The organism is Rhizobium sp. BK456, assembly GCF_014194045.1.
GTDB lineage: Bacteria > Pseudomonadota > Alphaproteobacteria > Rhizobiales > Rhizobiaceae > Rhizobium > Rhizobium redzepovicii.
Genome location: NZ_JACIAO010000013.1, coordinates 204,622 through 227,431, shown reverse-complemented (window position 1 = coordinate 227,431; position 22,810 = coordinate 204,622). Strand labels below are relative to the sequence as shown.

The following is a 22,810-nucleotide window of genomic DNA, read 5'->3' as shown; positions in this document are numbered from 1 at the left end:
AACCTGAAGGCCGCAGGTTCAAATCCTGCCCCCGCAACCAAATTCCCTTAGCACAACACCCCAAAACCCGCCTCTCGGCGGGTTTTGGCGTTGATGCGGATGTCGCGAAGGTAATCGGTGTCCCGCTCCCACATTGTCCCGGCCGTGCCAATCTGTGATCGCCTTTCCTGGAAGAGCAACGGGAGTTTCTCCATGGAGAGTACATTGGAGGTTCTCACGACCAGGAAGTCTGGACGTGAGGTCAATCGGCATTGGCCGGACGACGTCAAGGCGCAGATCGTTTCGGAGAGCCTTCGGCCCGGCGCGATGGTGAATGAGGTCGCAGAGCGGTATGGACTGAAGCCGAACCACCTGTCCACCTGGCGGACGATGGCACGGCAGGGCAAATTGGTTCTGCCCGCCCCCGAAGACCCGTTGGAGTTTGCAGCGGTGATCGTCGATCCGCCCGCTTCAGAACCGACGATCAATCGTGGCTCTCTACCCGCCCATCTTCCTCGTATCGAAGAGATCATCGATAACTCGTCGTCCCAAATATGCCTGCCGCGCTTGCACCGATGGCGTTGCTCAGGCTCCAGCGCCTGCACGATTGATCCAGGCCGCGTTGCCGACAGAGGCGACCATCGCTCATGTGCTGGTGTCCAAATACGCCGATCATTTGCCCCCTATCGGCAGGCCCAGATTATGAGCCGACAGGGTATCGATATTGACCGCTCCGCACTTGCTGACTGGGTCGGTCGGGCAGCTTTCGAACTGCGTCCGGTGTTCAACGCCTTGATTGCCGATCTGAAGCGCTCGACCAAGCTGGTCATGGACGAGACCCGTGCGCCGGTACTCGATCCCGGCTCCCGCAAAACTAAAACCGGATACTTCTGGGCGCTGGCCCGCGATGACCGACCATGGGGCGGAGGTGCCCCACCCGGTGTCGCTTTTACCTCTGCTCCCGGCCGTGGCGGGCAGCATGCCGAGCGGATATTGCAAGGGTTCACGGGCGCCCTCCAGGTCGATGGATATGCCGGATATAATCGGCTGACCGCACCCGACCGCGTCGGTTTCGACATCCGGGCGGCAGGAACGATCAGCTCCGTTGATTCCGACCATGCGAACTTGGCTCACTCAGCATCGTGCCCGCGTCGCTGGCAAATCGCCGCTTGGCGAGGCTCTCACCTATATCGCCAAATATTGGGAAGGCCTCTGCAGCTTCCCGACCGATGGTCGCATTGAGATTGACAACAATTCCGTAGAACGAAGCATCAGGCCGATTGCGCTCAATCGGAAGAACGCTCTTTTTGCCGGGCATGACGCGGGAGCAGAGAATTGGGCGACCATCGCCTCCCTCATCGAGACCTGCAAGCTCAATGCCGTTGAACCGCTTGCCTACCTGAGTGCCACGCTCACCCGCCTTGTCAACGGCCACAAGCAGAGCCGGATCGACGAGCTAATGCCGTGGAATTACCCGGAGCGTACACACGGCTGAAGTCCCCTGTCGGCCCGAAGCGGGCCTCCGCGTTGGAAAGCGACGGGCCTTGGTGTAAGTTGATTTTTGCGCTTGGATTGTCGCCATTCATGGAGCCGCTAATTGTGGGAAGACTATGTAAAGCCCGGTATCGTCGGCATACTGACATACGGCCTCACGGGGCTAGGCTTCCTGCTGCTCGCCAAGGCGACTTTCTTTTGGGCGATTTTTGAGAGCCGATACTACCTGCTCCTGCTGCCCCTGTATTTCGTACTTTGGATTTTCACGTCGATTGTTTTGACCAGGTTCGCCGAGACCCATTTTCGTAGGCGCTAGTTCGACTTCCGGTGTCGGCGCATTGCTGGCATCTCTGTCACAGCCATACTGTTCGAAACAGCAATACGCTCGTCAGGCAAACAGCGCTTACTCAGCGCGCAACAGCGGGATCCGTCAGTTCAGCTCATTCCGGGCCAGGAATTCCGCTGCTTGCACAGTCTCCAAAGCATTCGCGGTCTCCCTGAAGTACGGCAAGGTTTGCCAGAGAGTGTGGTCGCCGACGATATAGAAGCGGCGTTTGGCGCGTGTCAGCGCCACGTTCAGGAGGTTCGGCTTCGATGCGGCCCAAGCTGCGGCTCCGCTGTGATCGGCATCGGCGCCGAGCACCATAAAAACGATGTCTTCCTCCTTGCCCTGGAAGGTATGGACCGTGCCTATCCGCTCCCGCAGCCATCGCGACAACCTCAAAGGAGGGGACCGCATATTTCCGAGCGGATCGACCCATCCTGCATGGGTCAGAGCCTGCCTCAGATTGTTTTTGATCTCCTTGAAGGGCGAGATGATGTAGAGGTCCGGCAATGCGCCATCGCGGCGATAGGTTGCAGTGAGGACATCGACGATGAAGTCCGTCTGTTCGGCAACCGTCTGTTTGCCCGCTACCCTGCCCCTGACGTCGATCCAGGCGCTGTCACCATAAAATGGCGGCGCGTCGCCGGCCGGCCGGCGATTCTCCAACCCGAATACCATCTTGTCCTGATAGGCGATCCGGTTGGCCAGGCCGAACATCGGATCGATGCAGCGCCGATGCACCCTCAGTGGGGAGCCGATCCAAAGCCCGTCCGCTTCCTCGCCGGGGACGGTCGTTCCATAGCGGTTGGCGGCATCGGCGAGCATCTGCACCGACGCCCGGTTCGGCGAATATTGTCCTGCCGCCGTGTGGGCAGAGAGAGCAGAAGCGGCAGTGATCAGCGCGCTGGGAAGGATAAAGACCGGTTCGATCTGCTGCGGATCGCCGATCGCCATGACGCGGCGCCCCCGCAACAAGGCCCCGACCGCCGCTTGCGGCACCGCCTGACCGGCTTCGTCGATGAAGACCCAGCCGATCGAACCGGCGCCCAGCCCGCGAAATTGTCGGGCGAAGGAGGCGAATGTCGTCGAGACGATGGGAACGATCATGAAAAGGCTCTGCCAGATCAATGCTATGTGCTCGTCATCGACGGGACTGTTGTTGGACAGCAGTTTGCTGATGGCAACGATGTTTCCGCCAAAACCCCCGCCTTTTCTGCCAACCTCCGCCAGCCAGGCTTCGTGCAGCGTCAACGCCGCTTCCAGCAATGCCGAGCGCAGGCCTGCCAGCTCGTGCTGATGCCAGAGACCATCGATCTGAAACCGCTCGGTTTCGAGGTCTGTGAGACGCCCGGGCACAGTGGGATGACCGAAAACTTCCCCCAGACGGTCGAATTCCTCTCTTTTCCTCTCCCAGATTTTCTGTCGTGACCGCAGTGCCTGTTCGGCCCGCTCATGTTCTCGCAAAGACTGTTCCCGCTGAGGTTCATGGATTTTCGCAAGATACTGTTCACAGTCCGCCAGCGCCTTGCGCAATTCCAGCTGCCGGCGTGCATTGGCGCCGACATTCTGCCGGTGCTGGCGGGCGGGACTGCTCGGCATCACTCGCTCCCACCAGGCAGGCGCGCTGCGGTCGAGCAGCTGTTCCTCCTCCTTCAGATGCGACAACTCTTCCTTGATCTGGAGCATTTCCGCCGCGGTCAGGTCGCAGCGCTTCTGCGCGCGCCGAAGGTCGGCGGCGGCGGCCGCGACCCGTTCAAGCGCGTCGCGGCAGAATGCATCCTGCGAGACCCGCGCGATATCGTCGTGGAGATCGGCATAGCGCGCATATTGACCGATCTTGTCGCGAACCCGCTCGTCGGCGGCACGAAAGGCCGACGATGCTTCGGCGAAGCTCGGCCCCTCATAGCTCTCTCGCCATTGCCAGATCGTCTGCGGCTTGGCCGCGCCGGACCAGCCGGGGTTCGGCCTTTCGGGGATCTCCATGAAGGCGAACCGTTCTTTGAAGGCTCGCCGGTTCCTGGAGTTGCCGAGCGCGCAGGCGATCAAACCCCATGGGCGGTCGCCGTCGGAAAGCTTGACGGCGGCGCCATTGTCCTTTTGGCAGGCGATCTTGTGCGCGACCGTCTGCAGATATTGGAGGGAAGACGTCCTGGCGATCGAGCTTCGCTTGGGAAGGTCGCGCGAAATATTCTCCACGGCGGCATTGTTGGAAGAGGCGACCACCATTTCGAAACCGGCGAGGCCCGGAATCAGCGCCGATATCGAGGCGGTGCTCCGGTCTGTGAAGGTGACGCGGCGCGGCGATCCGTCAAAGGCATCGCGCGCCACCTTCAAGGAAGAGAGAACGCGGGCGCGCCGAACGATATTATCCGCGAACATGTCGCGAAGCAGGGTCGTCTTTCCCGTCCCCGGTGGGCCGTTGACCGAGAAAAGTCCCGTCTCCGAAAGGTCGCCAATGGCGGAGTTGATCGCGAACTGCTGCATGAGGCTCATCGCGTGATGAGATTCGCTGAGCCAGCGTCCACGGTTGAGTTTTCCGGGATGCAAGGCCCGAATGATCGCCTTGCGCCCATCCTCCGAATAGAGATCGATCCGCTTCTCCGGGGCAAGGGGGGTGAGATATCGCCTGAGCGGCTCGGGAATATCACCGTGTTTGACGCACATTATCGCCCGCTCGATATCCTCGATGAAGAAGCTGTTCAGGATACCGATCTCTTCCTCGGCGCTTGCACTCTCATCCTCCTCATCGCCGGCATCGGGCGCATGGCTCTCCTGCTGCGGCGGCAGCGAGAGGATTTCGGGCCTTTCCGCCCTGTCTTTGTAGCGTATTTCAACCGCGGCAATGGGCTTCTCCTGATGCGTGGCGAAGCTCGCCCAATCGCAGAGCAATTCATGCAGCGTCAGGATTTCGCCGGCATCGAGCGGCTGATCGGCATCGTCGTCGAAGGATGAGGATCTCAGCTGTCGCTGCGTCCGAAAATTCTGAAGCAATTCCGTCAGTTGCCGCTTGCCGTCGGCAAATGCCTCGTGGCTGAGCGAGGAGAGGCCGGATTTTCGCGCGCGCCCCAAAGCCCATGGAAGCGTGGACACGGAAAATGTTTCGAAAATCGGCTGCCCCAGGGGTGTCAGCTGCAGGCTGGCAAAGCAGGTATCGCCGTCGAGATCGCCGCGTTCGGCATCCTCATATTCGGCGATATCGGCCGCAGTCATATCGAAGTGCCTGCGGACAGCGGTAATTTCGGATTTGCCGAAAACGCCGAGAAACAGGGTAAAACCCGTGATCTGCTTCTCCTCGGGGATTGCTGGACGGCTGAGCGCGGCACTGTCATCGTCGAGCGTCCTTGCATGCAGCCAGAAGACACTTCGCCCTTCACCTGCGACGATACGGCTGGAGAGATCGTAGGGAATAAAGAACTCGATCTTGTGCCAGAAATCGAGAATGGCCAGAAGCCGTTCCCTTTCGGCGCCATCTGCATTGGTCTGCATGAGGTTCCACTGAGGCGTTGCAAATTAGGCTTGCGTCTCTTTTAACAACGATCACAGCCCGAAATCAAAGACCATGGCGGCTGCGCGTCCAGGAACCGCCAGAAGGCATTGTCCCGGCAGGTATCTCGTCAGTGCAGACGTGGCCGGCGTCGCTCGCTGAGCTGCCAGCCTCGGTTCCAGCGGGCGATGGTCTCGGACACGACATCGGTCTTATGAGGCGTAGGTTCGGCCCTCGCCTGGATCCGTTCGAGGGCGACATTTGCCTTGGCAACATAGTCGAGTGCGGCCGGATCGTCCGAATGCACGTCCCGGATCGCGGCGAAAACGGCCTCCGCTTCGGCCAGCCGTTTGCCGGCTGCAAGAGCAATGCCACGCTTGTAATGCGCCTGGATCAGATGCGGCCCGACATCGCCGACCAGGCGGAACGTCTCGGCGGCCTGGTCGTATTGATGCAAAGCAAGCTGCGTATCGCCAAGCCGCATCTGGATCGGCGTCGGATCGGGCGCTTGCTCGGCGAGCGCCTTATAGGCGGCCAGAGCCTCCGTCAGCCTGCCCCGGTCGAACAGCAGATTGGCGAGGCCAAATCCCGCGCCGGTATGGCCTGGAGCCGATTGCAGGACCTGGTTGAAGGCAATCTCCGCTTTCCCGCGGGCGCCGTCGCGGTACATGTCGAGCGCCTGTTCATAGACGAAACGAATACTGCGCGGGTTGAGCGCTCCATGCAGATTCTGGCCATTGCGGGTGCGGAAGAGCGTGCAGCTGATTCGTCGTTCCTCGACCCCGAACATATATTTATAGGGCTCGTTCCCGCGCAGGAAGTCATAGGTCTTGAAGCCCTGCTCGATCGCCCGCCGGATGCAGTGGCCATGCAGGATGAGACCGGGAGATGGCGTCTTCCAGTTTTCGTCGCGGCCGGTGACATAGAAGAGGATCGCCTTCTTCCGCCAGTCGACGATATTCGCCAGCGCGCCAAGCGGCTGGTCGCCATGCCAGAAGACCGGCACCTCGAGATTGCCGTTGTCGAAGCAGTCCATCAGCATTTCGCGGGTGGTGATGATCAGCCGCTCGGTCCGCTCCGCGCCTTTGCGGGTGCTCCACTTGGTCCGCCAGAGATCGAAGAGGATGTCCAGGTCGCGATGGATGGTCTCGGGGGTCGCCGTCGTGATGCGGAAGATATCGCCGCCTTCGACCGTGCGCAGGAATCGCCGGAGCTTCTGGCGCGTCTGAGTGCTCATGCGCTGTTCGAGATAATCGTCGAAGCTTGCCGGCAGGGGAACGATCGGGCAGATCGTATTGTCGATGTTTTCATTGTTTCTGGGCGAGCTGTCGCGAAACATCACCTCCGGCCCCCGCAGCGCCTCGATCATCTTCTCGCGCCGTCCGGCAGGGCCGCTAAAATAATCGAGCTTCAGGTCGGTCCAGTTCTGATGTTTGATAAACGAGGCAAAGCCGGCAATGGCATGATGTTCGTAATCCGGCCTGACGATGAAGCCGGTATAATCGGCCGCAAAATTCCCGGCCATTATGATCTCGTCGTAGAAGAGGCCGGTTTTTTCGTTGAGATGCGTGATGAGGCGCAAGGGAAAAAAAGCAACGTAGGGTGCATCCGGATCGCGTTCGCGAAGGGCGAGTATGAACCAGCGGCGCCGGCGCGACAGATAATTCTTCAGCCAGATCCAGGAGAGGAAATGCTGCGCATCGGGATCGTCCATGAAGACCTGGTCCCAGTTGTCGCGCACCGCCTCGAACCCGGCAATGGTGTCGATGATATCTATGCGCATGGCCGCCCCCCAATACTCCATACGTTACTCGGGAGCTTTCATTCTAAGGGGAAAAACCGATCTTCAAATAAACCGTCCGGATGATTTTCAGGGCTTAATTATGATTAGTTCTGAGCCGGCAAATAACCCAGAATCCGGATATATTTTTATTAAATAATTCAATTACATAGACTTAAGCAATTTGTATGGAACACGATGCCTCAATATAGGTCGCCAAGGTGTCCAAAGTTCGGCCACTCACCATACATAAGGACTAGATCAGAGCTCGCCGGAGATCCGCGGGCTCGCATGGATAAAGGCCCAGAGCGTCCGGCTGATGGCGACGATCTCGGCTATCGACTTCTCCAAATGGTCGATCTCGCGCGCATCCATCTGCTCGATCTTGCCGTAGCGGATCTCCTTGTCGTCCTCGACCAGCCGCATCAATTGTGTGCTTGAGATGTCTCCCTTGTCGTCGAAGGAATAAATGCAATGATTGTATTTGTTGCGGGTCTTGGATTCCTTCTTCAGCCGCGCCATGGCTGAAAGGATCGCTTTCCGGTCGGAAGGCGGGGTCGAAGCGAGCTTTGCAAGCCGTTCGATGAGATCCATCCGTGCACGTGTCGTGTTGAGGGTCAGGAACACGACGATTGCCGCATCTTTTTCGACCCGGAGGAGATGGGCAATGATGTAGATCAGCAGGCTTTCGGTATTCGTCCAGACATAGTTCAGGCGCCCGACCCGTAGCAGGACATCCGACATCGCCGCCATGCTCGCCCTTTCTTCCCCGGAGGGGACGATCCATCCCGAAGGGATGATACATTACCGACATCATATCAGAACACGGACAAATCCCTGATCCTCGCGGACCCCCGTCGTTTGCTGGATCGCTCAGCGTTCCTTGAAAGCCCGGGACATGCTGTCGGTAATTGGTTTGCTGATATATTCGAAGAAGGTGCGTTCCGACGTCTGGATCAGCACTTCGGCCGGCATGCCTGGAACCGGATGGAAATTATGCACCCGCGCAATCTCGGAGTCGGGTATTGCGACGCGAACGATATAGACGTCCTTGACCGAGAGGCCCGCATTCTCCTCGATCGAATCGGCCGAGACATAAAAGACCTTGCCCTCTAGAACCGGCGTCGTCCGCCGGTTGAGCGCCGTCAGCCTGACCGATGCCATTTCTCCCTCGCGCAGCTGATCGATGGAGGTTCGCAGCACCTGCGCTTCCAGGATCAGCGGCACATGCGCCGGCAGGATCTCCATGATCGGCTTGCCCGTGGTGATGACGCCGCCGGCGGTATGAAAATAGGAGCGTACGACGGTTCCCGACACCGGTGAACGGATGGTGGTGCGCTCGAGCACGCCTGCAGCCTCGCGCATCTGTTCGCGCACGCTGTCGAGATCGGATTCGGCGGTCTCAAGCGCATCGAGCGCCGCCTGCTTGTTGGAGTTGACGGCGATGACGGCTTCCTGGCGGAATTTGGCGATTTCTGCCTCGCTCTCGTTGATCTCGCCGTTCAGGCGCGCAATGTCGCCCATGGCATCGGCGATCGCCCGCTCGATCGCCAAGAGATCCGTCTTGCGCATATAGCCGACCTTGACCAGCCGGGCCTTGGAGTCGCGTTCCTCGGTCAGCAGCGATAGCTGCCTTTCGAAGGATTCCTTTTGGCCGGTATAACCGGCGAAGCGATATTCCAGCGATTGGATGTTTTTTTCGATCAGATTGAGCTGCTCTTCGAGCTTGATCTGCTTGCTGTGAAAGACGATGTTCTGGCTCTGGATGATCGCGTTGATGTCCGGATCGCCCGCCTCTTTCGTCACAATAGCGGGAAGCTGGAATTCACGCAGACCCTGCGCTTCGGCGCGCAGCCTTGTGACGACGGCTTCCAGGCGCAGGCGCCGAAGCTGCAGCATCCGCTCATTCGAGCGAGAGGCGGTTGGATCGAGGGTCAGCAAAATATCGCCTTCCCTCACGGTATCACCCTCGCTGACGCGCATCTCCTTGATGATGCCGCCTTCCAGATGCTGGACGATCTTGTTGTTGCCCGTCGCAACGAAACTTCCCTGGGCGATGACAGCCGAGGCGAGCGGCGCCGTTGCGGCCCAAAAGCCGAACCCTCCGAACGAGGTGAAGAGAACCGTCAGGCCGACGATGCTGTGCATCCGGATCGAGCGCGGCACGTCGCTATACCATTCGAGCTGCACCGGACCGGCGGTCTCCTGTTGTTTCGGTGCCATAGCCTTCACCCTTCGATGCGCGGTGCTTGTTGACCGTTATTGCTGTTGTTCTTCGATAGCGCCTGCAGCACCTCGATCCGCTCCCCGAACATGGCGACAGTGCCGTCCTTCAGCACCAGGATCTTGTCGACGCACTGGAGCAGGGCCGGGCGCTGGGTGATCGTCACGGTGGTGATGCCCTGCTTCTTGGCATGGATCAGCGCCTTGGCAAGGGCTGCCTCACCCTGTGTATCGAGGTTCGAATTCGGCTCGTCGAGGACGACGAATTTGGGATTGCCGAAGAAGGCGCGGGCAAGCGCGATGCGCTGCTTCTGGCCGCCCGAAAGCGGAGCGCCGTCGGCCGCCACGATGGTCTCGTAACCCTGCGGGAAACCCGCGATGAGCTCGTGGACGTCGGCCAGCACCGCGGCCTCGTAGATCTGGTGATCTTCGATGTCGTCGCGCATGCGGCAGATATTCGCCTTGATCGTGCCGGGAAAGAGCTGCACGTCCTGCGGCAGATAGCCGATGCTTTCGCCGAACTGGCGCTGATCCCAGTTTCGCAGATCCATCAGGTCAAGGCGCACATTTCCCGACGTGGGCACGATCGAGCCGACGAGCATCTTGCCGAGCGTCGTCTTGCCGGACCCGGAATTGCCGATGACCGCCAGCGATTCGCCCTTCCTGAGGGAGAAGGAGATGCCGTTGAGAATGACCTTCTTCTGCGGCGGCGGCACGAACAGAATGCGTTCGACATCGAGCCGGCCTTCCGGATTGGGAAGGCGCAGGCGCGGGAAGTTCAACGGCGAGTTCAAAAGCAGGCTCTTGATCCTGGAATAGGCGGCCGCCGACCGGTTGAACTGGTGCCAGCCTTCGATGGCGCCTTCGATCGGCGCCAGTGCGCGTCCCGAGATGATCGAAGAGGCAATCACCATGCCGCCGGTCAGCTCACCGGAGAGCGACAGATGCGCGCCCCAGCCGAGCAGAGTGATCTGGGTGATCATGCGGCAGGCCTTCGATATGCCGGAGAAGATGATGTTGCGGTCCTGCGCCTCGACCTGCGATTTCAGCGAGCCCGCCGTTTCCCGGCCCCACATCTTCACGGCCTCGGGGATCATCGCCATTGCGTTGATGATCTGCGAATTGCGCGACATGGAATCCAGGTGGAAATTCGCCCGGCTGAGATAGCTGTTGGATTCGGCAAATTGCCGGGCGGTGAATTTCTGGTTCAGATAGGCGATGAAGAATAGCACCGCGCAGCAGGTCATGATGATGATGCCGAGATGCGGATGCACGAAATAAACGACGACGACGAAGAACGGCATCAGCGGCGCGTCGAGAAACGCAATCAGCGTGCCGGATGTGAGGAAACCGCGCAGCAGCTGCAGGTCCTGGAGCGTCTGATAGTCTTTGCCGCTGCCATGCAGCGAGGCCCGCGCCGCAGCGCTGAGGATCGGCGCGCCGAGCTGCACTTCGAGTTCCACCGCGGTTCGCATCAGGATGAAGCGCCTAACCGTATCCATGAAGGCCTGAAGCAGCACGGCGCCGAGCACGGCGATCGAGAGCATGACGAGCGTGTCGATCGAGCGGCTGGTCAGCACCCGGTCGGATATCTGAAAGAGATAGAGCGGGATCGCCAGCAGAAGCACGTTGATGGCGATCGTGAACATCATGACGACCACCATGTTGCGCCGTACGGCCCCCATGCCGCGCGCGAGGCTGGCGGCGAAATTCACAGGCTCGCTGCGCTTGTGAAAACCGCCGCCACTTCCCCCGCCCCCGCCCCCGCCGCCCCCGGGATCGGAATGCTTGCCATTTCCGCCTCCGCCGGTGCGGAGACGCCTGTCGGTCTCGCTGACCGGACCGCTGTCGCCTTCGATGGTCTTAGCGAAAGGCATCGTCGGGCTCGATTTGAGCTCGGTTTTCTCTTTCGGCAGTTCAGGCGTCGCCCGCGCCTCGATCGGCGATGGGTCGGATGCCTCCGCCAGTGTTGCTTCAACCGGTTTTTCTTCCACTGGTTTTGTTGGTGCCGGGCCCCTCATCACTGCAGCGGGAGCCGCCGGTTCTGCATTCCAGGCTTTTAATGAGGATTCCAACGTCACCGTCTTTTGCGGGAGGGGTGCCTGCACCGTGGCTGCGCGCGCCATATGGGCAGCGTCGCTTGCTGGAACATCGGCCGGCGCCTTGCTGCGATCGGAAGACGCAGACGAAGCGGCGGCACCGGTGAGCCGACGAAGGTTCTCGACGGCTTCGTCGATCGCAGAGATGCACAGATCGTTCCTCGCCGCTTCCGAGGGCGCAGCGGAGGGAATATTGCCTGACCTCAAATCGAGGGCGCTGCCCGCTGCAAAGACTTGTTTCGAAATCTGGTTCATCGTGATTCTCTCACAATCCTCAGGGTCACGCGACCACGGCTTGCATGACGTCGGCGGGATGCGCCGACGACCAAGAAAGGTCATGCCCTGCATTGATTACGCCATCGGCAGAATCGCCGGCCGCAGGATCATCGTCGTTGAGAAAGGCGATGACTTCGTTGGCGAGCCTGTCGTCTGCCTGGTGCGGCTGGGTCGTGTCATGCTCTACAAGCCCGCCCTGAATGAGGATAGCGTCCGAGTAGAGCTGGCCTACCAGATAGGTCGTCTGGCCGAAACTGTCATAATCGATGATCTCGGCGATATTGACGACCGCATTGCTGCCGGTGTCGATCGTGACCGTTGCATCGGGATTGTTCTTCAGAAGCGTCGATGCCGCCTGGGTCACATCATCGGAATCGCCGAGGATGCTGACCTGCTTTATAACAGTCATGTCGTAGAGATTACCGGTAATGTAGAGCACGTTGAGGCCGGCATAGCCTTGGAAATTCACATCGAAGGACAGCCCTTCCGGCATGTTGGGATCGCGATCTTCGATGGCTTTCTGGGTCTCGATCATATAATCCGGCATTGCCTCGAAGGGGCTGCCTGCGCCGACATTGTGAATAGAGGCGAAATTCCAGATCAGATTGTCGCCGGTCTCGATGTCGGCGCCGGGATCGGCGCCGTCTTCCGCCCGCACCCAGTCATTGTCGTAGAGCAGCGAGATCTGCGTGATGCTGTTGATGTCGAGCACATTGCCGCCGATGATCACCAGATCATATTGCATGCCCATCCCGAAAAAGGAGGAGAGGTTGATGGAGGTGTTGCCGCCTGTCAGAACCGTGGTTTCGGATCCCGAGGTGGTGACCGTCATCGTGTCGTTGTCGCTGACGAAGTGATACTGCTCGACCCATTGTACGAAGGAGACATCGCCGTCGATGACACTGACGCGCCAGCTGGTCGGGAACGTCGGATCGGCAGCATCGGTTTCGGCATGGCTCGATGCCTCGAAGGTGCTTTGTTGGAAGACCGCGATATTCTTGGCGACTGTCCCCGCCTCCTCGGCCGAGTGCGCGGATGCGCGCAGCGCCGAGGCGATATCGTCATTATCGCTATAGACAAAGGATTGGGAAACCGCATCAACCTGGTGGTAGTCGCCCATCACCGCGGTGACCGAGGTGATGACGGCGGTATTGATCACCGAGGCGACGTTGATGACGAAGTTCGCCCCGGCGGTCACCTCAAGGCTGTTGCCGCTTGGGTCGGTCTGCTCAACGGATGAATTGCTATCGTCGGGTTCTTCCGGGAGCTTGGCGAGACCGCGGTCGGGCAGGAAGTCATCGAGGACAGGGATCTCGGCCTCGATCTTGCCGTTGACGTAAACCGGACCGTTGACCTCGGGATCGAGGCGGATGAAATCATGCGTGGCGTCGGTGCTTGGCGGCGTTGCACCGCTGCTCTCGCTATCCTCGTCTTGGACATTTGCGGCATCCTTGGTATCGCGGGCATCATGGATGTAGCTTTCCAGATCCTGGGCGATCTTCAGGGCGCCGTCATAGCTGTCGGTTCGGTGGAGATCCGAAAAAGGCGTGAAGACTTCGGCCTTGGTGCCGAACTCCGCCAGCCGCTCGGTGACGAAACTCGTGTCCCGGGCAGCATGATTGCCGTCCGTCATGTCGAGATAGTCGTCGTCGTAAAGCACGTTGACCTGGAGGACATGACTGATCGCCGAACCAGGCCCGGCAAAGACATTCAATTCCGGCTCATTCGACAGCACGATATCCGTGGGCGAGCCGAAATGCGGTAACGGGATGTCCCTTGCGGCAATCGCCGCCAGCTTCTCGATGCTCTCTTCGAAGACGCGGCCCAAATGACGCGAAGGACCAAATTCGATCTCGTAACTGCCGCCTTTGTAGATGATCTCGGGATCGTAGTCCTTGAGCTGCAGATTGGAAGTGAAGGCCGCGGTAAACGCGTCCTGATCCGGCAGAACCGGTCCATCGTCGCCGGCTCCTGTGCCTTCGGCAAATTTGGTGCGCGCCCTCATCTCTTCGGTGGTCATCTCGAAGAGACCGATGAAGTGCGCAATGATTTCCGAAATCTTCTCGATATGCATGGTTCGGCCCTCCCATTCGAAATGACGATCGGCCTTTTAAAGCGGCCCCGCCGGGAGCCATGGTCGTCAAACCGTTTTCAAACAGTCGAACTGCACCGGCGCCGGCCGGTGCAGTTCGTCTTGGTCGCTGGAGGTTAGTATCAGGTGCCGGTATCCTCGCCGACGTCGGAGACATGAGAATTGCCGCCGATGACGCTGGAGTCGACCGTGTTGCTGAGCAGGTTCGCGCCCTGAACGAGCTCGAGGTGGAAGCCTGAATTGGCAAGGATCGCCGAAGCATCGGCCGCGCTCGAGCCGGTGGCGTCGTCGCCGGCCTTGAGATCCCAGCCCCGGCCGTCCATTTCCATGCCTTCCGCGCTATCGGCGGTGCCTGCATTGGCGTTCAAGTGGTTCTGGGCGCCTTCGTTCTCCATCTTGATGTTCCAGGCGCTGTCCTGGTCGGCCAGATGGTTTGCCTGAACGGCGCTGAAGCCGCTGTCGTTGCCCGCGCCGGACAGTGAGTCATTCAGAATGCTGTCGACGTCGAGCGTGAAGGAGAAGTCGTCGCCGAGGTTGAAGGTGAGGTCGTGGCCGGCAACGCCGAGGTTGTCGAAATCTTTGACGTCCTCGATGACGGCGAAGTCGGTGTCCGTCTTGTTGAAGCTGTCAGCGGTGTTGTTGCTGTCGGAAACTGTCTTGGTGTCGGTATCGGTAATGGTCTTGATATCGGTGTCGGTCACGGTCTTCGTATCGGTGTCCGTAATCGTCTTGGTGTCGGTGTCGTTGTCGCTGTACGACTTGCTGTCATAGCTCCAGTCGTAGTCGGTTTTGGTCTCGGTGATCGTCGTGGTCTTGGTGCTGGTGTCGTCGTCGGACTTGTAGCTCCAGTCGTATTCGTTATCGCGGTTGTCGCCATTGTTGGCGGAGAGTTCGGCTTTGACGTCGACGTCGACGCTGTTGTCGGTATTGTCACGATTGTCGCCATTGGCGACGCCACCGACATAACCTGTCGAGCCGTCGTCGACTTCAGTTGAATTAATAGCGCTGTTGGCAAAGCCGTCGGCCAGCGCCCCGACCTTCGTGATTTCGGTTACGTCGCCCGATGGTTTCGGGTCGTGTTTATAGGCGTCAGACATCAAAATCTCTCCAGAAAAAAACCGGAGCAGCTTTTCGAAATCCCTCTCATCTCAAATGGGATCTTGCTCGCGCTCGCTCCGATGCGGTTAACATCGGCAGATGTATTCGATACCAGTCATCTGCAGCTTCATCGCGATTTGTTCGTCAAACCGTTGGTATTGGGACCGTACGTACTCAGTACAAGGCCGCACATATCCAGCTCCGCATCCTGACGAGGATGAGGAGTGTTCAGGCTTTATTGTCGTTGATTTGCCCTAAATGGATGCCACGTACCAAAAACACACGCCGATACCTGGATCGTCCATGCCGCCACTTTGGCGACGATCACAGATTGCTGGAAAAAATGCGGAGCCGATAGATATCAATTCGGGCTAAGGCAGATTGACCACCTTCGTCTAGCCCCTGTCGGTGGAGCAATGGGACGTCTCAGGTGGGGTATTGCCGAGCGACGAGAGTAAGACTTGCAGCGCTCGCCGCGGGGTTGAGTGGCGCCATTCGACGGTTGTTCGGCCCATATCCGCTTGAGGACGAAAATATAACAATCTGTACTGAACTATTACATCGAGCTCTGATCTATATTGGGAGCAAATTTAACCTCGAAGTACGCATCATAGTAAAAATACAACCAAAGCTTAGTATATTGTTGTTTTTCGCCCGCTAAAACTAATCACTTTGGGCCATTTCCTTCCTTCTCAATCCGTATTAACATAATTAAGAAATGTCTAAAAAATAAGGCGGTGACATCCGGGGCCGGCATTTCATACTATTGAATACCCGCCATCGCTCCACGTTTGAGTAAAGTGTAACGCTAGGGGAGGCGTATATGTTCATGACAGGCTCAGAGACGGAGAATTCTGACCAGGGACGGAAGTTGGAGTCATCGAGAAATACTATACTAGTGGTCGCCAAGGCGGACCTGTTTTCTGAATGCATGGTAGAAGCGCTGGCGAAGAAATTTCCGAACTGTGAGGTGTCAAGCATAACGAGCACAAAGCCGATGCTGGACAAAGATGCCAACGATATAAAGCTTGTTTTATTCTATCACATACCTGCGCCCGAGCTTCATGAAGCGCTGCAGGCTGCTCGCGAAAATCACCCGGAAACTTCCGTCGGACTCGTCGTCGAAGCGATCGACATGCTCGAACCCTATGTCAGCCGCCTGGTGGAGGCAAGGATCATCGATGGCGTCCTGCCGCTCAACCTGCGGCTCGATGTCTTTATGGCCGCGGTTGATCTGCTGATGAAGGGTGGCGAACATTTTCCGTCAGCCCTTCTCAATCGCCTCACCAACAAGAACACCCCGCTGGAGCCTTCGCTCTATCAGACAAAATCGGTCGATGCGGCGCGCACCAATGCGCTGAAGCTGAGACGCGACAGCATCTCCTCGTTGACCACGCGCGAGGTTCAGATCCTGGACCTCATATGCAAGGGCACGCAAAACAAGATCATCGCCGACAAGCTGCATCTTTCCGAAAACACCGTGAAGGTTCACGTCCGCAACATCTACAAGAAGATGAACGTCCGAAACCGGACGGAAGCTGCATCCCGTTTCTTCAACGAGCATCCCGCCGGCGAGGACGACATGTCCGGCCGGTGGCGCAACTGATCCAGAGCAAGTCCGGCAAATTGGCTAGCGATTTTGCCAGGCAAAGCGCGCTATTGCCGGGAATGGCGTGAAAACAAAAAGGCTGAGCATCTTGGTGAACCGAAGAAAGGCGCAAATACTCTCGCGCGCCACGCGTCCATTCAGACGCGCGAACAAGGCCGTCGCACTGATTGTTGCGTCAGATCGACGGACGTGCGAAGCAGCGCGACTTCTGTCCGAAGCCGCTGGGAGAGCAGATATAAGGCGCTGAGCCGTGATAGGCGACGCGAACCGTTGGCGTAGCCGGGCGTTCGGGCCGATTTGCCGGATAGGCATAGGTTTTTGCAGCGCGCGGGGCCTCGACCACGACGACGTTCTTTTTCGCTACGGCGGCTATGTCGTCGTTAACGACGGTACAGGCCGCTGTCCCGATCGCAAGAAGCGTCGTTCCCCCGGCAAACATCGCAAGATGAAATAGACGCCAGCCTTTCGGCTGCGCTGCAACTTGTTTTTTCAACATGGCCAAAACCCCTCGCATATGGCGCTTCCGGATGCAAGGCCGGTCGTGCGGTTCAGCCCGGCCGATCTTCCCGTTACTTCTAGGTGAGCTGCATTGAGTGAAGCTTGAGCGCGGTCTGGACACTCGCTCTGAGGGTAAAATAGACAGAAAATGATTAATCATTTGTTACATCAAAGAATAGTTGCGTAATTATTTCGAATACTTGGAATTTTTGAAGTTGACCTTATCCGCAATCGTCTTATCATTTTAATAGTAATTCAGTTGTTCTAAGAATAACTCAAAAGTTATTCATGTTGAGATAGTCGGTACAGAGTCGGTACAATGAATATCCAACAGGATAAGGACGGCATGAAGTGCTTAACTAAAACAAAAGACTAAAACATGGGAAGGAGTTGTAATGCGTAGTTTCGTTCCCAGCGAAGGCTATTCCGAAGTGACAGACATGCCGGTGCGCAAGGATTTGGGCACCGCTCTTGTGAATGGCGGCGCCGGTTTCCTCGGCTCGCATCTCTGCGAAAGGCTTCTACAGCGCGGCCACCGAGTCATCTGCCTCGATAATTTTTCCACCGGGCGCCGCGTGAACGTCGATCACCTCGCATCGAACGCCCGTTTTCAGCTCGTCGAGCACGATGTTCGCCAACCCTTCGATATCGAAGCGTCCCTCATCTTTAACTTCGCCTCGCCCGCCTCTCCGCCCGACTATCAGCGGGATCCTGTCGGCACATTGCTCACCAACGTGCTTGGCGCCGTCAACACCCTGGATTGCGCCCGCAAGACCGGTGCGGTCGTCGTTCAGTCGTCGACGTCGGAAGTCTATGGCGACCCGAACCAGAGCCCGCAGCAGGAATCCTATTGCGGCAACGTCAACCCGATCGGACCGCGGGCCTGTTACGACGAAGGTAAACGCAGCGCCGAGACCCTGTTTTTCGATTATCACAGGACCTACGGCGTCGACATCAAGGTCGGCCGCATCTTCAACACCTATGGGCCGCGCATGCGCCTGGATGACGGCCGCGTCGTCTCCAATTTCATCGTACAGGCTTTGCGCAATGCAGATCTGACGATCTATGGCGACGGTGAGCAGACCCGCTCTTTCTGCTATGTCGACGATCTCGTCGAGGGCTTCCTGCGTTTCTCGGCCGCCGGCAACGCCTGCCACGGCCCGATCAACCTCGGCAATCCGGCCGAGATCACCGTTCGGCGCCTGGCGGAGATCGTTCGCGACCTCACCAATTCGCGCTCACAGATCGTTCATCTGCCGGCGGTCACCGATGACCCGCGCCAGCGGCGGCCGGATATTTCCCGGGCCATGGCCGATCTGGGCTGGCAACCCTGCATCGGGCTTGAAACCGGCCTGGCGCGCACCGTCGATTATTTCGACGGCTTGCTTGCCGGCGCCGAGAAGGCGGAGGTCGTATGAGATGCCCCGCTACATTTTGGTTACCGGCGGCGCCGGTTTCATAGGCAGTCATATCTGCAAAACGCTGTCGCGTGCCGGTATGGTCCCCGTCACCTACGACAATCTCTCGACGGGGCATGCCGACAGTGTCCGCTGGGGACCGCTCATCCGGGCGGACCTCGCCGATGCCGCCACGCTGCGCCGGACCCTTGCAGAGTTTTCGCCCGATTGCGTCATCCATTGCGGCGCCAACGCCTATGTCGGCGAATCCGTCGAAATGCCCAGGAAATATTACCGCAACAACGTCGTCGGCAGCCTGACGCTGCTTGAGGCCTGCCTCGACCAGGATATCGACCGGATCGTCTTTTCGAGCAGCTGCGCCACCTACGGTGTCCCGGCCTCGTTGCCGATACTGGAGGAAACTCCACAGCACCCGGTCAATCCATACGGCCGCACCAAGCTGATCTTCGAGATGGCGCTCGAAGATTTTGCCGCCGCCTATGGCATCCGCTTCGCCGCGCTGCGCTATTTCAATGCGGCCGGTGCCGATCCGGACGGCGAGCTTGCTGAGCGCCACCATCCGGAAACCCATCTTATCCCCCGCGCCCTTCTCGCTGCCGCCGGCAGGCTGGAGCGCCTCGATGTCTTCGGCACCGATTATCCCACCGAAGACGGAACCTGCGTGCGTGACTATATTCATGTCAGCGATCTCGCCCAGGCGCATCTTGCCGCCGTCAATCACCTGATGGCCGATGGCGATTCGCTCAGCGTCAATCTCGGCTCCGGCCGCGGCACCTCGGTGCGCCAGATCCTCGAAGCCATCTATCGCGCGACCGGCCGTGAAGTTCCCGTCCGGTATCGTCCCCGCCGGGCCGGCGATCCGCCGATCCTCTTTGCCGACACGGCAAAAGCCAAGGCGGAACTCGGCTTCGCGCCCTCTCTCTCGGATATCGATACGATCATCCGCACCGCCGGTCCCACGTTCGGGCTGGAGGTGAAGGCATGAGCATCGGTTCGGAAATCGGCCATCGCACCAGGACGGCGAAAGCCGCCTCCGCGGATGCATTCGATGCCGTCTTCGCCGGCTGGAACCGCGTCGTTTACGGTTTCGGCATCCTCTGCTGGCTGGCGGCACTCGGCTATTTCTGGATCTGGTGGTGCCAGTCGGCTCACATCATTTCCTGGTCGGCCTTCGTGCTCATTACCCTCGTGCTGGGCTGGATCACGCTTGTGCCGGCCTATTTCATCCTGATCTTCCTCGATGCGAGAACGGTCAGCCCCCACGCGCGGCTGCCGGAAGGGCGGGTGGCGATGGTGGTCACCAAGGCGCCGTCCGAGCCCTTTGCCGTGGTCCGCGCAACACTGCGGGCCATGCTCGACCAGATCGGCGTAGATTTCGATGTGTGGCTGGCCGACGAAGATCCTTCACAGGAAACCCGGCGCTGGTGCGCGGAACACGGCGTGCTGATCTCCACCCGAAAGGGCGTGGCGGAATATCATCGCGCCACCTGGCCGCGCCGGACGCGCTGCAAGGAAGGCAATCTCGCCTATTTCTACGACCATTTCGGCTATGCGCGTTACGATTTCGTCGCCCAGTTCGATGCCGATCATGTGCCGACTCCGACCTATCTCCGTGAGGTCCTCCGTCCCTTCGCCGACCCCGGCATCGGCTATGTCTCCGCGCCCAGCATCTGCGATGCCAACGCCGCGACGAGCTGGGCCGCGCGCGGCAGGCTCTATGCTGAAGCCAGCCTGCACGGTTCGCTGCAGACGGGTTACAACAATGGCTGGGCGCCGCTTTGCATCGGCTCGCATTATGCCGTTCGCACCTCAGCGCTTCGTGAAATCGGCGGCCTCGGCCCGGAACTCGCCGAAGACCACTCGACGACACTGATGATGAATGCCGGCGGCTGGCGTGGCGTGCATGCCGTCGATGCGATCGCCCATGGCGACGGACCGGCGAATTTTGCCGATCTCGTCGTCCAGGAATTCCAGTGGTCGCGCAGCCTCGTCACCATTTTGCTGCAGCATTCCGGCGGTTACATCGCGCATCTGCCGTGGCGGCTGAAATTTCAGTTCGTGTTCTCGCAGCTGTGGTATCCGCTCTTTTCCGTCTTCATGGCCGTCATGTTCCTGCTGCCGGTTGCCGCCTTGCTGACGGGCCATGTCTTCGTCAACGTCACCTATCCTGATTTTCTGGTGCATTTCACGCCGATATCGGTCGTGCTGACGCTATTTTCCGTGTTCTGGCGGGCGACGGGCACTTTCAGGCCGTATGATGCGAAGCTGTTCGGCTGGGAGGGGCTCGCCTTCATCTTCCTGCGCTGGCCGTGGTCGCTCGCCGGCAGCCTGGCCGCCATGCGCGATCGCATCTCCGGCTCCTTCGTCGATTTCCGCATCACGCCGAAGGGACAGCAGCAGCAGCATTCTCTGCCGCTGCGCGTCGTCGCGCCATATATCGCGCTCGCCGGGCTGTGCGCCGTCGCCATGGCTTTTGCCAGCGAGGCCGCTGCCGCACAGGGCTTTTACATCTTCGCCGCGATGAACCTGTCGATCTATCTGTTGCTGACGGTGCTGATCGTCGTTCGCCACGCAATCGAGAACGATCTGCCGCTGCTGCCGCAATCGCATGGGCTGCGGCTCGCGACAGCCATGGGGCTTGCCATCTGGGTTACCGGCGGAATGCAACTGGGCGGCCATGGCCTCCGCAGCCTCGAAGCCCTTTCCCATGGCCAGCCATTCGTCAGCTTCACCGAAACGCAATTTGCCGTGGCCGGCGCCGGCCTCGGCGGCGGCAAGACCAAGATCACGAAATTCCGTCTCAAATGGAATGGGTTCGGCAACATGGGACGGGACCAACAGGGTGTCTGAGCCGGCGGAACCGGTAAGTGTCGAACAGGAGGAAGTAATGCGTATCGGATCGAAACTTTATGGAGCGGCCCTTGCTCTCAGCTTGTGTCTGCCAGCGGTGGCCCAGTGCGCCGAGGCAGCTGGCAAGATGGCGCCGACGCCGACGCCGCTCAGCGCCTATGAGCTCTACCGCATCTATGGCGACAAGACCTGGGTCTGGAACACCGGCGGCGGCCGTTTCCTGGATGACGGCCGGCGTTTCGTCGCCTGGGTGAACGATAAGGGCAAGCAATCCTTTGCCGAAGGTAAGTGGGTGGTCGACGACCTCGGCCAGCTCTGCATGCGCGCCACCTGGACGAACGCCGAGGGTGCGGCCCGCGCCAGCACTTGTTTCGGCCACCGCAAGATCGGCAACACAATCTATCAGCGGCGCCAGCCGGACGGCAATTGGTACGTCTTCCGTCATGCGTCGGTGCGCGGGGATGACGAGTTTCGCAAGCTCGTTCCCATCGATTCGGCCAGCGACAAGGCGCGTGACCTGAAGCAGGTCCTGCTGAGCCAGGAAGTAGCCCGAAAAGGAGGGTGAGCCATGAAGAAGCTGATGAAAAAGAACCTCTCCACCGCAGCGATCGCGCTGCTCCTGCTGTGTGCCGCGGATATGCCCGGCCGAAGCGAGGTGCAATATGCGGGCATAGCCCCGAACCCGGCTGCAAGCGTCAAGACGATCATCGATAAACGCCCCGAACTTCATGCCGACGGCATCAAGTTCGGGGCCTACGATCCGCATGGCGATTTTGGCGCACAATCGAATGTCTCAACCGAAGCGCTGTTCCTGCCCTGGGAAGACGTCGATCTGGAGACGCTGCGCGTCGCCGATGCCTACGCGCAGGCCAGAGGCCGCAATCTGCTGATCACCGTGGAGCCGTGGTCCTGGGACGTCGACTGGCGGCTGACCTCCGCCGAGCTTCGCCGGAAGGTCCTGCGCGGCGATTACGATGTCAACATGCGGGCGATCGCGCAGATGATATCCCAGCTGAAAAGCCCGGTGATCGTTCGCTGGGGCCAGGAGATGGAGGACAAGTCGGGGCGGTTTTCGTGGTCCGGGTGGAACCCGCGGGACTATATCGCCGCCTATAAGCGAATGATGGATATCGTCCGCCAGGAGGCGCCAGGCACTGAGATCATGTGGTCGCCGAAGGGCGAGCCGGGCTTGCAGGACTACTATCCCGGTGACGATTATGTCGATCTTGTCGGGCTCTCGGTCTTCGGCCTGGAACGCTACGACGAGCTTGCATACGACAAGCATCGGACGTTCTCCGAAGCGCTGAAGCAGGGTTACGATCTCGTCGCCGGCTATGGCAAGCCGATCTGGGTGGCGGAGCTCGGCTATCAAGGCGGCGACGCCTATGTCCGGCCCTGGATCGAAACCGCGACGCTGAAACAGAGCGCCTTTCCAAACTTGCAGGAAGTCGTCTATTTCAACGATCGGGATGTGCACGCCTGGCCGTACGATCTCGGCCGGCCGGACTGGCGCGTGGTCGATAGCGTCAGCAACTGATCCCACAAAACAAGGAGAGGTCCGCCGGGGTTCGCGGGCCTCTCCTCG

Annotated in this window: 14 protein-coding genes and 1 pseudogene; 7 read left to right on the top strand and 8 right to left on the bottom strand. The window is 59.3% G+C overall.

The window, feature by feature from the left end:
• Positions 1-192 precede the first annotated feature (192 nt).
• Positions 193-1,474: pseudogene (tnpC, locus tag FHX03_RS29665) on the top strand (IS66 family transposase).
• Between the two features lie 429 nt (positions 1,475-1,903).
• Here tnpC and FHX03_RS29660 read toward each other — a convergent pair.
• The 7 genes from FHX03_RS29660 to FHX03_RS29630 form a co-directional block, all read right to left on the bottom strand.
• Positions 1,904-5,284 (bottom strand): DEAD/DEAH box helicase, encoded by a 3,381-nt coding sequence (locus FHX03_RS29660; protein WP_183856696.1) that lies wholly within the window; start codon positions 5,282-5,284, stop codon positions 1,904-1,906.
• 128 nt (positions 5,285-5,412) lie between these two features.
• The gene (locus FHX03_RS29655; RefSeq protein WP_183856695.1) at positions 5,413-7,065 is read right to left on the bottom strand and encodes a GNAT family N-acetyltransferase; all 1,653 of its coding nucleotides are present in this window, start codon (positions 7,063-7,065) and stop codon (positions 5,413-5,415) included.
• Positions 7,066-7,323: 258 nt separating this feature from the next.
• Positions 7,324-7,815, bottom strand: a complete 492-nt coding sequence (locus tag FHX03_RS29650; protein WP_097628473.1) for a hypothetical protein — start codon at positions 7,813-7,815, stop codon at positions 7,324-7,326.
• 120 nt (positions 7,816-7,935) lie between these two features.
• The gene (locus FHX03_RS29645; protein WP_183856693.1) at positions 7,936-9,285 is read right to left on the bottom strand and encodes an HlyD family type I secretion periplasmic adaptor subunit; all 1,350 of its coding nucleotides are present in this window, start codon (positions 9,283-9,285) and stop codon (positions 7,936-7,938) included.
• Between the two features lie 5 nt (positions 9,286-9,290).
• Positions 9,291-11,639: a type I secretion system permease/ATPase gene (locus FHX03_RS29640; protein ID WP_183856691.1), complete on the bottom strand. Its 2,349-nt coding sequence runs from the start codon at positions 11,637-11,639 to the stop codon at positions 9,291-9,293.
• A gap of 25 nt (positions 11,640-11,664) precedes the next feature.
• Positions 11,665-13,734: a hypothetical protein gene (locus tag FHX03_RS29635; protein ID WP_183856689.1), complete on the bottom strand. Its 2,070-nt coding sequence runs from the start codon at positions 13,732-13,734 to the stop codon at positions 11,665-11,667.
• A 140-nt stretch (positions 13,735-13,874) separates the two neighbouring features.
• Positions 13,875-14,849: a fibrinogen-binding protein gene (locus FHX03_RS29630; protein WP_183856687.1), complete on the bottom strand. Its 975-nt coding sequence runs from the start codon at positions 14,847-14,849 to the stop codon at positions 13,875-13,877.
• An 824-nt stretch (positions 14,850-15,673) separates the two neighbouring features.
• Between FHX03_RS29630 and FHX03_RS29625 the strand changes: the two genes are divergently transcribed.
• Entirely contained in the window at positions 15,674-16,456 is a 783-nt protein-coding gene (locus FHX03_RS29625; protein WP_012559437.1) for a helix-turn-helix transcriptional regulator, read from the top strand.
• A 178-nt stretch (positions 16,457-16,634) separates the two neighbouring features.
• On the opposite strand, the gene FHX03_RS29620 is transcribed toward FHX03_RS29625, so the two are convergent.
• On the bottom strand, positions 16,635-16,955 hold the full coding sequence (locus tag FHX03_RS29620; RefSeq protein ID WP_183856685.1) for a hypothetical protein: 321 nt from the start codon (positions 16,953-16,955) through the stop codon (positions 16,635-16,637).
• A gap of 397 nt (positions 16,956-17,352) precedes the next feature.
• Between FHX03_RS29620 and FHX03_RS29615 the strand changes: the two genes are divergently transcribed.
• The 5 genes from FHX03_RS29615 to FHX03_RS29595 are packed head-to-tail and all read left to right on the top strand — an operon-like array spanning position 17,353 to position 22,762.
• The gene (locus tag FHX03_RS29615; RefSeq protein ID WP_097628467.1) at positions 17,353-18,375 is read left to right on the top strand and encodes a UDP-glucuronic acid decarboxylase family protein; all 1,023 of its coding nucleotides are present in this window, start codon (positions 17,353-17,355) and stop codon (positions 18,373-18,375) included.
• A gap of 1 nt (position 18,376) precedes the next feature.
• Positions 18,377-19,360 (top strand): UDP-glucose 4-epimerase GalE, encoded by a 984-nt coding sequence (gene galE, locus FHX03_RS29610; protein WP_097628466.1) that lies wholly within the window; start codon positions 18,377-18,379, stop codon positions 19,358-19,360.
• The gene (locus FHX03_RS29605) at positions 19,357-21,225 is read left to right on the top strand and encodes a glycosyltransferase family 2 protein (RefSeq protein WP_183856683.1); all 1,869 of its coding nucleotides are present in this window, start codon (positions 19,357-19,359) and stop codon (positions 21,223-21,225) included. Before galE ends, FHX03_RS29605 begins: the two co-directional genes overlap by 4 nt.
• A gap of 37 nt (positions 21,226-21,262) precedes the next feature.
• Positions 21,263-21,790 (top strand): DUF995 domain-containing protein, encoded by a 528-nt coding sequence (locus FHX03_RS29600; protein WP_183856682.1) that lies wholly within the window; start codon positions 21,263-21,265, stop codon positions 21,788-21,790.
• A gap of 3 nt (positions 21,791-21,793) precedes the next feature.
• Positions 21,794-22,762 carry a glycoside hydrolase family 26 protein gene (locus FHX03_RS29595; RefSeq protein ID WP_183856680.1) on the top strand — a complete coding sequence of 323 codons (969 nt, stop codon included), beginning with the start codon at positions 21,794-21,796 and terminating at the stop codon, positions 22,760-22,762.
• The last annotated feature ends 48 nt before the right edge of the window (positions 22,763-22,810 follow it).

Coding starts and splice junctions, on each gene's coding strand:
- FHX03_RS29660 (WP_183856696.1), bottom strand. CDS start 5,284: ATGCAGACCAATGCAGATGGCGCCGAAAGGGAACGGCTTCTGGCCATT.
- FHX03_RS29655 (WP_183856695.1), bottom strand. CDS start 7,065: ATGCGCATAGATATCATCGACACCATTGCCGGGTTCGAGGCGGTGCGC.
- FHX03_RS29650 (WP_097628473.1), bottom strand. CDS start 7,815: ATGGCGGCGATGTCGGATGTCCTGCTACGGGTCGGGCGCCTGAACTAT.
- FHX03_RS29645 (WP_183856693.1), bottom strand. CDS start 9,285: ATGGCACCGAAACAACAGGAGACCGCCGGTCCGGTGCAGCTCGAATGG.
- FHX03_RS29640 (WP_183856691.1), bottom strand. CDS start 11,639: ATGAACCAGATTTCGAAACAAGTCTTTGCAGCGGGCAGCGCCCTCGAT.
- FHX03_RS29635 (WP_183856689.1), bottom strand. CDS start 13,734: ATGCATATCGAGAAGATTTCGGAAATCATTGCGCACTTCATCGGTCTC.
- FHX03_RS29630 (WP_183856687.1), bottom strand. CDS start 14,849: ATGTCTGACGCCTATAAACACGACCCGAAACCATCGGGCGACGTAACC.
- FHX03_RS29625 (WP_012559437.1), top strand. CDS start 15,674: ATGTTCATGACAGGCTCAGAGACGGAGAATTCTGACCAGGGACGGAAG.
- FHX03_RS29620 (WP_183856685.1), bottom strand. CDS start 16,955: ATGTTGAAAAAACAAGTTGCAGCGCAGCCGAAAGGCTGGCGTCTATTT.
- FHX03_RS29615 (WP_097628467.1), top strand. CDS start 17,353: ATGCGTAGTTTCGTTCCCAGCGAAGGCTATTCCGAAGTGACAGACATG.
- galE (WP_097628466.1), top strand. CDS start 18,377: ATGCCCCGCTACATTTTGGTTACCGGCGGCGCCGGTTTCATAGGCAGT.
- FHX03_RS29605 (WP_183856683.1), top strand. CDS start 19,357: ATGAGCATCGGTTCGGAAATCGGCCATCGCACCAGGACGGCGAAAGCC.
- FHX03_RS29600 (WP_183856682.1), top strand. CDS start 21,263: ATGCGTATCGGATCGAAACTTTATGGAGCGGCCCTTGCTCTCAGCTTG.
- FHX03_RS29595 (WP_183856680.1), top strand. CDS start 21,794: ATGAAGAAGCTGATGAAAAAGAACCTCTCCACCGCAGCGATCGCGCTG.